The sequence below is a fragment of the Burkholderia sp. Se-20378 genome (genome assembly GCF_017104665.1).
GTDB classification, from domain to species: domain Bacteria; phylum Pseudomonadota; class Gammaproteobacteria; order Burkholderiales; family Burkholderiaceae; genus Burkholderia; species Burkholderia lata.
The window spans coordinates 1-8,362 of sequence record NZ_JAAGPG010000381.1 but is presented as its reverse complement, the minus strand read 5'-3'; the positions used below and the strand labels follow the sequence as shown (position 1 = coordinate 8,362).

The window sequence follows — 8,362 nt, the reverse complement described above, 5'->3', positions numbered from 1 at the left end:
GCTCAGCACCGGATCGTTGCGCCGCATCGCGCGTGACGCGCCGGCGCGCGCTTCGTCATGCGGGCTGCCCGGCCGCTTCGTTCGCGTCCGCCGCGTTGCCGGCCGCTTCATCGCGCCGCGTGAACACTTCGTGCGCGGCGAACAGCGCGTTGAGCGCGGCCGGCATACCCGCATACACGGCCATCTGCATGAACACCTCGACGATCTCGTCGCGCGTGCAGCCGACGTTCAGCGCGGCCTCGATATGCACCTTCAACTGCGGTTGCGCGTTGCCGAGTGCGGCCAGCGCCGCGATCGTCGCGATCTCGCGCGCTTTCAGGTCGAGCTGCGGCCGGCTGTAGATGTCGCCGAAGCTGAACTCGACCAGGAGCCGCCCGAAATCCGGTGCGATCGGCTCGAGCGCCGCGATCACCCGCTCGCCCACTTCGCCGTCGATTTCCTTCAGTTTGTTCCAGCCGCGCGTATAGCGGTCTTCAACGAGTCGTTCCATTGTGTCCGTCCTGTTTCGATAGAGAGTGAGAAGGTCTTGCCTGTCGTGCCATCTCCCGCTCCTGTGCCTCATAGTTCACGATCTTGTCGCTGATCACGTCGAGGCTCGCCTGCAGCTCCGCGATATGCGCACGCACCGCATCGCGATGCGCGACCAGCAGGCTGCGCCGCGCACCGAAGGTCGACTCGCCTTGCGCGCGCAGCGTCGCGAACGCCTGCATCTGCGCGATCGGCATGCCGGTCGCCTTCAGGCGCATCACGAAGGCCAGCCAGTCAAGGTCGGCCGGTGCATAGAGCCGGTGCCCGGCCGTCGTGCGCGAAATCGCGCGCAGCAGGCCGGCCTGCTCGTAGTACCGCAGCGTATGCGTGGACAGGCCGGTCATTTCGGCGACCTGGCCGATCGTCAGCGGGCCGGCGGAGGAAGGTTGGGTTACGGTTTTCGACATGGCAGGAACAAGGTTAGGAGTTAGAGTTCACTCTAAGTCAAGCCCTGTCGAACGACCAGTGCGACGATTGTCGGCGGCACCCCGGCGACACCGTAAAGAATGGTCAAAACCACCGCCCGACACGGGTTTCTGTCTTTACAGCGCCGCAAGCCTTCAGCAAGATTCGGTCAGCCTGTCTTAAAAAGGGCACGCATTTGTCCTATGCTTAACGGCGACGCCCGGCCACGCCTCGCCCCGCCGTCCGTTGCAACAGCCATTCATCCGTCAGAACCAGGGAGCCTTTGCCATGCTGAAAAAGCTGCTGATGCTGTTCGTCGCGCTATCGCTGTCGCTCGCCGCAGGCCTTGCCGCGGCCGTCGAAGTCAACTCGGCTGACCAGGCCACGCTCGAATCCGTGAAGGGTCTCGGGCCCGTGAAGTCGAAGGCGATCATCGACGAACGCACCAAGAACGGCCCGTTCAAGGATGCGGACGATCTCGCGAACCGCGTGAAGGGCCTCGGCACGAAATCGGTCGGGCATCTCGAGGAAAACGGCCTGACGATCGGCGGCTCGTCGACGCCGCCGAAGGGTGTGAAACTGTCGAAGCCTGCCGCGACGACATCGGCAACGACTTCGGCCACCACGTCGGCAACGACGTCGGCAGGCACGACGTCCACGACCGCGACGGCCGGCACGACGGCTACGGCTCCGGCACCGGCGGCAAGCGCGCCGGATGCGGCGGCGAAGCCGGCGAAGGCCAAGCGCATGACGAAGAAGGAAAAGGCGGCCGCCGCAGCGGCGGCATCCGCCGATGCGGGTGCGAGCGCACCGGCCGCCGCATCGTCGGCAAAAGCGACGAAGGGTTCGAAGAAGAAAAGCAAGAAGGACAAGGCAGCCTCCGCCGCCGCGGCGTCGGGCGCCTGATGTGCGCCGCGCGCGCGACGGCGTGCGCGCGGCATTCGTTCAACGGGCGCCCACAGCGTGGCGCCCTTATCGGTAAAGGTGAAGAACCATGGGTCTCCTCGACATCGTTGGCGGTCTGCTCGGCGGCCAGGCCGGCGGCAACTCGCAAAGCGCGCTGATCACGACCGCGCTCGAATTCATCAACAACCAGCCGGGCGGCCTGAATGGCCTGATCGAGAAGTTCAAGGCCGGCGGCGCCGGCGACATCATCGGTTCGTGGGTCGGCACCGGCCAGAACCAGCCGATCTCGCCGGACGCGCTGCAGAACGTGCTGGGCTCGGACGCGATCGGTGCGCTCGCGAGCAAGTTCGGTGTCGATCCGTCGATGGCCTCGACCGTCCTCGCGCAGGTGCTGCCGCACGTCGTCAACCACGCGACGCCGGACGGCGCAGTGCCGGCCGACGGCCAGGCACAAGTCGACCCGTCGAACGTGCTCGGCTCGCTGTCGCAGATCGCCGGCATGTTCGGCGGCAACAAGCAGGGCTGACGCGCTGCGTCGTTGCGACGCTCCATAAGCAAACACCCCGCCGAGGCGGGGTGTTTGTTTTTGCGCGCCCGGCGCGAACCGGGCGGCGGCCAAGGAGGCCTGCGATCAGTGAACGACGCGGTCGAACACGAACTTGCCGTCGTGGATGTCGACCGGAATCACATCCTTCGGACCGAAGCGGCCCGCGAGGATGAGCTTCGCGACCGGGTTCTCGATCTCCTGCTGGATCGCGCGCTTCAACGGCCGCGCACCGAACAGCGGATCGTAGCCAACCTTGCCGATCTGCTCGAGCGCCGCTTCCGACACGTCGAGCGCCATGTCAAGCTTCGCAAGCCGGTCGTGCAGGCGTGCGAGCTGGATCTTCGCGATCGACTCGATGTTGCTGCGGTCGAGCGCATGGAACACGACGACGTCGTCGATCCGGTTCAGGAACTCGGGGCGGAAATGCTGCTTCACCTCGAGCCACACGGCGTCCTTGATCTCTTCCTGCGGCGCCCCCGTCATCGCCTGGATCACCTGCGAGCCGAGGTTCGACGTCATCACGATCACCGTGTTCTTGAAGTCGACCGTGCGCCCCTGCCCGTCCGTCATGCGGCCGTCGTCGAGCACCTGCAGCAGCACGTTGAACACGTCCGGATGCGCCTTCTCGATCTCGTCGAGCAGGATCACGCTGTACGGCTTGCGACGCACGGCTTCCGTCAGGTAGCCGCCTTCCTCGTAGCCGACATAGCCCGGCGGCGCGCCGATCAGCCGCGCGACGCTGTGCTTCTCCATGAACTCGCTCATGTCGATGCGGATCAGGTGCTCTTCCGAGTCGAACAGGAACGATGCCAGCGCCTTGCACAGCTCGGTCTTGCCGACACCCGTCGGGCCGAGGAACAGGAACGAGCCGTACGGACGGTTCGGATCGGCGAGACCCGCGCGCGAACGGCGGATCGCATCGGCCACCGCGCTGATCGCCTCGTGCTGGCCGACCACGCGCTCATGCAGCTTTTCCTCGATGTGCAGCAGCTTCTCGCGTTCGCCCTGCATCATCCGCGACACCGGAATCCCGGTCGAACGCGACACGACTTCCGCGATTTCCTCGGCGCCGACCTGCGTGCGCAGCAGGCGCGGACGCGTCGGGTTGTGCTGCTCCTGCTCTTCGGCCTGCGTGACCTGCTTCAATTGCGCCTCGAGCTGCGGCAGCTTGCCGTACTGCAGCTCGGCAACCTTCTCCAACTTGCCGTCGCGCTGCAGACGTGCGATGTCCGCACGCACCTTCTCGATCTCTTCCTTCAACTGAGCGCTGCCCTGCACCGCGGCCTTCTCGGCGATCCAGATCTCCTCGAGGTCCGCATATTCGCGGCCGAGGCGTTCGATCTCTTCCTCGATCAGTTGCAGGCGCTTCTGCGACGCTTCGTCCTGCTCCTTCTTCACGGCTTCGCGCTCGATCTTCAGCTGGATCAGACGACGGTCGAGCTTGTCCATCTCTTCGGGCTTCGAATCGATTTCCATCTTGATCTTCGAAGCGGCTTCGTCGATCAGGTCGATGGCCTTGTCCGGCAGGAAGCGGTCGGTGATGTAACGGTGCGACAGCTCGGCCGCGGCGACGATCGCCGGGTCGGTGATGTCGACGCCGTGGTGCAGTTCGTACTTCTCCTGCAGCCCGCGCAGGATCGCGATCGTCGCCTCGACGCTCGGCTCGTCGACGAGCACCTTCTGGAAGCGGCGCTCGAGCGCGGCATCCTTCTCGATGTACTTGCGGTATTCGTCGAGCGTGGTCGCGCCGATGCAGTGCAGCTCGCCGCGCGACAGCGCCGGCTTCAGCATGTTGCCCGCATCCATCGCGCCTTCGGCCTTGCCCGCGCCGACCATCGTGTGGATTTCGTCGATGAAGACGATCGTCTGGCCTTCATCCTTCGCGATGTCGTTGAGCACCGCCTTCAGGCGCTCCTCGAATTCGCCGCGATACTTCGCGCCGGCGAGCAGTGCGGCCATGTCGAGCGACAGCACGCGCTTGCCCTTGAGCGTCTCGGGCACTTCGCCGTTGACGATCCGCTGCGCGAGCCCTTCGACGATCGCCGTCTTGCCGACGCCCGGCTCGCCGATCAGCACCGGGTTGTTCTTGGTGCGGCGCTGCAGGATCTGGATCGAACGGCGGATTTCGTCGTCGCGGCCGATCACCGGATCGAGCTTGCCCGCGCGGGCGCGCTCGGTCAGGTCGACCGTGTATTTCTTCAGTGCCTCGCGCTGGCTTTCTGCGTCCTGGCTGTGTACCTGCGAGCCGCCGCGCACCGCGGCGATCGCGGCTTCCAGCGCCTTGCGCGTGAGGCCGTGCTGGCGCGCGAGCTTGCCGGCGTCGCCCTTGTCGTCGGACACGGCGAGCAGGAACATCTCGCTCGCGATGAACGTGTCGTTGAGCTTCTGCGCTTCCTTGTCGGCCTGGTTCAGCAGCCCGGCCAGTTCACGGCCGATCTGGATGTCGCCGCCCGTGCCCGTTACTTGCGGCAGGCGCGAGATGGCTTCGTTCAGCGCGCCTTGCAGCGCCTGAATGTGAACGCCCGCGCGCGACATCAGCGAGCGTGCTGAACCGTCCTGCTGCGCGACCAGCGCCGCGAGAACGTGAACGGGTTCGATGTATTGATTGTCGCGGCCTGCCGCGAGGCTTTGCGCGTCCGCGAGTGCTTCCTGGAACTTGGTGGTGAGCTTGTCGATTCTCATTTAGTCGAGACCTCCAATTTTCGATTAACACCAAGATGAGGATGGTTATGCGGCTTTCAAGCGAAATTCGGGTTGATTCAGCGAAAAAATCGATGGATACCCTTGAAGCGGCCCCGGGACGGGCCACGGCAGGATCGAGACGTGCGGCGAGCGTGTATCAGCCAGCCGTCGACGGCGGTTCGACGGACGCGGGTGCGTCTTCCGGCGACGGCTCGGCGCGCATGCGCACGACCGGATGAATACCGAGCAATGCCACGAGGGGCGCAGCGTGTTCGACCAGCTCGCCGAGCGTGTGACGATCGAGTTCGGCGAAGAACGCATCGCGCGCGGCCGCCAGGACGCCCTTCAACCGGCACTGCGGCTCGATCACGCAGCCGCGCGACTCGCCGTCAGCCGAGAAGCAGCCGACCAGCGCAAAATCGCTCTCGGTCGCGCGCACGACCTGGCCGACGGTCAGTTGCAGCGATTCGGGGAACAGCCGCAGCCCGCCATTGCGACCGCGAACGGTATCGACCCACCCCAGCTCGCCGAGCTGCTGCACGACTTTCATCAGATGGTTCTTCGAGATGCCGTAGGCGTCCGAGATCTCCTGGATCGTTGCGAGTCCCTCGCCACGTACGGCAAGGTACAGCATCACGCGCAGCGAATAGTCGGTGTAGTCGGTGAGTCTCATGGGCGAATACGGAAAAGATCGATCGTGCCCCGATTACGTGAGCCGGGCCGATCGGGTTGCGCACGGGGCCGGTTGGCGGCCCTGTTCCGCGGCCCCGGGTTGCCAGGATGACGCGCGCGCAATAAGATGCGTGACACTTACACGTTTTTCAGGGGTTGTTGGACGCTATTTTGCGTCAAAATCCGGCCGGCGTCCTGCACGACGCCTGCGCCACTGCCCCGCCGTTGCCTATTTCTCCGGCCCTTTTTGCCATGACCGTCCTGCCCGCCTCGCCCGATACCGCACCGGCCCGTCCTCGCGACACCGAGCCGACCGAAGAGAACATCCGCGATCTCGTCTACGCCTTCTATGACCGCGTGCGCGCCGATCCGCTGCTCGGGCCCGTGTTCGACGCGAAGCTGGCCGGCCGCTGGGACGACCACCTGCCGAAGATGGTCACGTTCTGGTCGAGCCTCGTGCTCGGCACCAAGGGCTATCGCGGCAACGTGCAGCAAGCACACCAGCCGCTCGACGGGATCGAACCCGCCCATTTCAGCCGCTGGCTGTCGCTGTTCCTGAAGACCGTCGAGACGCGCTACGCGCCGCCCGCGGCGATCCGCTTCATGGAGCCGGCGCTGCGGATCGCGCAGAGCCTCCAGTTGAGCCGGTTCGGCTGGGACTATCAGATTCCGCCCGAGCAGCAGGCACTGCTCGACGCGATCGCGCCGCGCCGTCGCGACGCGGGCGACGATCCGCACGCGTTGCCGTCGCGTGCCCGCGGCGAGCCGTTTCCGACGAAGATCATCGGGCGCAGCAGCGATCCGGACGCGTAACGGATCGCCATCGCGCGCGACGCTTGTGCGCGCATGCGGCACCTCGCCGCACCACCCTGACGTCGCGCTCAGCGCCGCGTATTGCCCGATTCGATACCCCAGCGCGCGAGCGCGGCATCGTCGGTGCTGCGCGCATCGACCCAGCGCTCGCCGTCCGGCGTGGTTTCCTTCTTCCAGAACGGCGCTTCGGTCTTCAGGTAGTCCATCACGAACTCGCACGACGCGAACGCATCGCCGCGGTGCGACGCAACCGTTGCGACCATCACGATCTGGTCGAGCGGCAGGAGCTTGCCGACGCGATGCACGATCGCGACGTCGATGCCCGGCCAGCGCCGGCCAGCCTCGGCGGCAATCTTCTCGAGCGCCTTCTCGGTCATCCCCGGATAGTGCTCGAGCTCCATCGCGGCAACCGATTCGCCTTCGTTCAGATCACGCACCGTGCCGACGAAGCACGCGACCGCGCCGATCTTCGGGTTGCGTGCGCGCAGTGCCGCGACTTCCGCGTTCAGATCGAAGTCGTCGGTCTGGATTCGTACCGTTGCCATCGCCCGTGCCTCAACCGCCCGTCACCGGCGGAAAGAACGCGACTTCGCAGCCTTCGGTGAGCCGCGTGTCGGGATCGGTCATTTCATGATTGCACGCCATGCGCAGTGCGCGCCCTTCGGCGAGCGTCTCGGCCCACGCACCGCCGCGCACGCGCAGCCATGCGCGCACGTCGCCCACGGTCGTGACGCTGTCCGGCACGTCGGCCTGCTCGTCGGCGACGCCCAGTGCCTCGCGTACGCTTGCAAAAAATTTCAGTTGAATCTTCATGGTTCGGGAAGCCGTCGCGTTACGACAGCAGTTCGGAAAACGGAATGAAACGCACGGTCTCGCCGGCGCTGATCGCGTGCTGCGGCGGGTTGTCGATCAGGCCATCGCCCCACACCGTCGACGTCAGCACCGCCGAGCTCTGGTTCGGGAACAGGTCGAGACCGCCGGCCGCGTTGACGCGCGCGCGCAGGAATTCGTTGCGCCGGTCGCCCTTGTTTTGCGAAAAGTCGGCACGCAGCGACAGCGCGCGCGGCGCGACGTCGCGCACGCCGGACAGGCGCAGCAGGAACGGCCGCACGAACAGCAGGAACGTGACGAAGCTCGACACCGGGTTGCCGGGCAGCCCGATGAAGTGCGCATCGGCGCGATCGTCGCCACGGCGCACCGCGCCGTACGCAAGCGGCTTGCCGGGCTTCATCGCGATCTGCCACAGCGCGAGCCGCCCTTCGGCCTCGACGGCCGGCTTCACGTGGTCCTCGTCGCCAACCGACACGCCGCCGCTCGTCAGGATCACGTCGTGATCGCGGGCAGCCGCGCGCAGCGTGTCGCGCGTCGCGGCGAGCGAATCGGGCACGATCCCGTAGTCGGTCACGTGGCAGCCAAGCCGCTCCAGCAGCCCGCGCAGCGTGAAGCGGTTCGAGTTGTAGATCGCACCCGGCTTCAGCGGCTCGCCGGGCATCGTCAGTTCGTCGCCGGTGAAGAACACCGCGACGCGAATCCGCCGCGCGACCGCCAATTGCGCGCAGCCGACCGACGCGGCCAGGCCGAGCGCCTGCGGCGTGAGCCGCGTGCCGGCCGGCAGGATTACCGAGCCCTGCCGGATATCCGCACCCTGTGCGGTGATCCATTCACCGGCCTTCGGCGTGTGCAGGATCTCGACCGCATCGCCGTCGGCCGCCGTCTGCTCCTGCATCACGACGGCGTCGGCGCCGGGCGGCACCGTCGCGCCGGTGAAGATCCGCGCGGCCGTACCGGCAGCGAGCGGCGCGGCCGGAA

At 66.3% G+C, this 8,362-nt stretch carries 10 protein-coding genes; 3 read left to right on the top strand and 7 right to left on the bottom strand.

Annotated elements, in window-relative coordinates:
- Nucleotides 1-55 precede the first annotated feature (55 nt).
- Together G3N93_RS28770 and G3N93_RS28765 are read right to left on the bottom strand one after the other, a co-directional pair.
- Nucleotides 56-490, bottom strand: coding sequence for a carboxymuconolactone decarboxylase family protein (locus G3N93_RS28770; RefSeq protein ID WP_206134484.1), 435 nt, complete (start codon nt 488-490; stop codon nt 56-58).
- A complete protein-coding gene (locus tag G3N93_RS28765; protein WP_206134483.1) occupies nt 474-935 on the bottom strand; it encodes a MerR family transcriptional regulator in 462 nt (153 codons plus the stop codon). Before G3N93_RS28765 ends, G3N93_RS28770 begins: the two co-directional genes overlap by 17 nt.
- 286 nt (nt 936-1,221) lie before the next feature.
- Between G3N93_RS28765 and G3N93_RS28760 the strand changes: the two genes are divergently transcribed.
- Both G3N93_RS28760 and G3N93_RS28755 read left to right on the top strand, forming a co-directional pair.
- Nucleotides 1,222-1,839 carry a helix-hairpin-helix domain-containing protein gene (locus G3N93_RS28760; RefSeq protein ID WP_206134482.1) on the top strand — a complete coding sequence of 206 codons (618 nt, stop codon included), beginning with the start codon at nt 1,222-1,224 and terminating at the stop codon, nt 1,837-1,839.
- Between the two features lie 88 nt (nt 1,840-1,927).
- Nucleotides 1,928-2,365, top strand: coding sequence for a YidB family protein (locus G3N93_RS28755; RefSeq protein WP_089484088.1), 438 nt, complete (start codon nt 1,928-1,930; stop codon nt 2,363-2,365).
- Nucleotides 2,366-2,470: 105 nt separating this feature from the next.
- On the opposite strand, the gene clpB is transcribed toward G3N93_RS28755, so the two are convergent.
- Nucleotides 2,471-5,068: an ATP-dependent chaperone ClpB gene (gene clpB, locus G3N93_RS28750; RefSeq protein ID WP_174987313.1), complete on the bottom strand. Its 2,598-nt coding sequence runs from the start codon at nt 5,066-5,068 to the stop codon at nt 2,471-2,473.
- A 157-nt stretch (nt 5,069-5,225) separates the two neighbouring features.
- On the bottom strand, nt 5,226-5,741 hold the full coding sequence (locus G3N93_RS28745; protein WP_174941123.1) for an Rrf2 family transcriptional regulator: 516 nt from the start codon (nt 5,739-5,741) through the stop codon (nt 5,226-5,228).
- Nucleotides 5,742-5,992: 251 nt separating this feature from the next.
- Here G3N93_RS28745 and G3N93_RS28740 point away from each other — a divergent pair, with 251 nt between their 5' ends.
- Nucleotides 5,993-6,553: a group III truncated hemoglobin gene (locus G3N93_RS28740; protein ID WP_166888572.1), complete on the top strand. Its 561-nt coding sequence runs from the start codon at nt 5,993-5,995 to the stop codon at nt 6,551-6,553.
- Nucleotides 6,554-6,621: 68 nt separating this feature from the next.
- Here G3N93_RS28740 and G3N93_RS28735 read toward each other — a convergent pair whose 3' ends face one another.
- The 3 genes from G3N93_RS28735 to G3N93_RS28725 all read right to left on the bottom strand — a co-directional run.
- Complete coding sequence (locus G3N93_RS28735; RefSeq protein WP_011352295.1) at nt 6,622-7,098, bottom strand: molybdenum cofactor biosynthesis protein MoaE; 477 nt, start codon at nt 7,096-7,098, stop codon at nt 6,622-6,624.
- 10 nt (nt 7,099-7,108) lie between these two features.
- On the bottom strand, nt 7,109-7,366 hold the full coding sequence (gene moaD / locus G3N93_RS28730; RefSeq protein ID WP_011352296.1) for a molybdopterin converting factor subunit 1: 258 nt from the start codon (nt 7,364-7,366) through the stop codon (nt 7,109-7,111).
- Nucleotides 7,367-7,385: 19 nt separating this feature from the next.
- A partial coding sequence (locus tag G3N93_RS28725) for a molybdopterin molybdotransferase MoeA (RefSeq protein WP_206134481.1) occupies nt 7,386-8,362 on the bottom strand: 977 nt, incomplete at its 5' end.

Excerpts from the sequence above, each read along its gene's own strand:
- clpB (WP_174987313.1), bottom strand. The coding sequence starts at position 5,068 with ATGAGAATCGACAAGCTCACCACCAAGTTCCAGGAAGCACTCGCGGAC.
- G3N93_RS28745 (WP_174941123.1), bottom strand. The coding sequence starts at position 5,741 with ATGAGACTCACCGACTACACCGACTATTCGCTGCGCGTGATGCTGTAC.
- G3N93_RS28770 (WP_206134484.1), bottom strand. The coding sequence starts at position 490 with ATGGAACGACTCGTTGAAGACCGCTATACGCGCGGCTGGAACAAACTG.
- G3N93_RS28765 (WP_206134483.1), bottom strand. The coding sequence starts at position 935 with ATGTCGAAAACCGTAACCCAACCTTCCTCCGCCGGCCCGCTGACGATC.
- G3N93_RS28740 (WP_166888572.1), top strand. The coding sequence starts at position 5,993 with ATGACCGTCCTGCCCGCCTCGCCCGATACCGCACCGGCCCGTCCTCGC.
- moaD (WP_011352296.1), bottom strand. The coding sequence starts at position 7,366 with ATGAAGATTCAACTGAAATTTTTTGCAAGCGTACGCGAGGCACTGGGC.
- G3N93_RS28755 (WP_089484088.1), top strand. The coding sequence starts at position 1,928 with ATGGGTCTCCTCGACATCGTTGGCGGTCTGCTCGGCGGCCAGGCCGGC.
- G3N93_RS28735 (WP_011352295.1), bottom strand. The coding sequence starts at position 7,098 with ATGGCAACGGTACGAATCCAGACCGACGACTTCGATCTGAACGCGGAA.
- G3N93_RS28760 (WP_206134482.1), top strand. The coding sequence starts at position 1,222 with ATGCTGAAAAAGCTGCTGATGCTGTTCGTCGCGCTATCGCTGTCGCTC.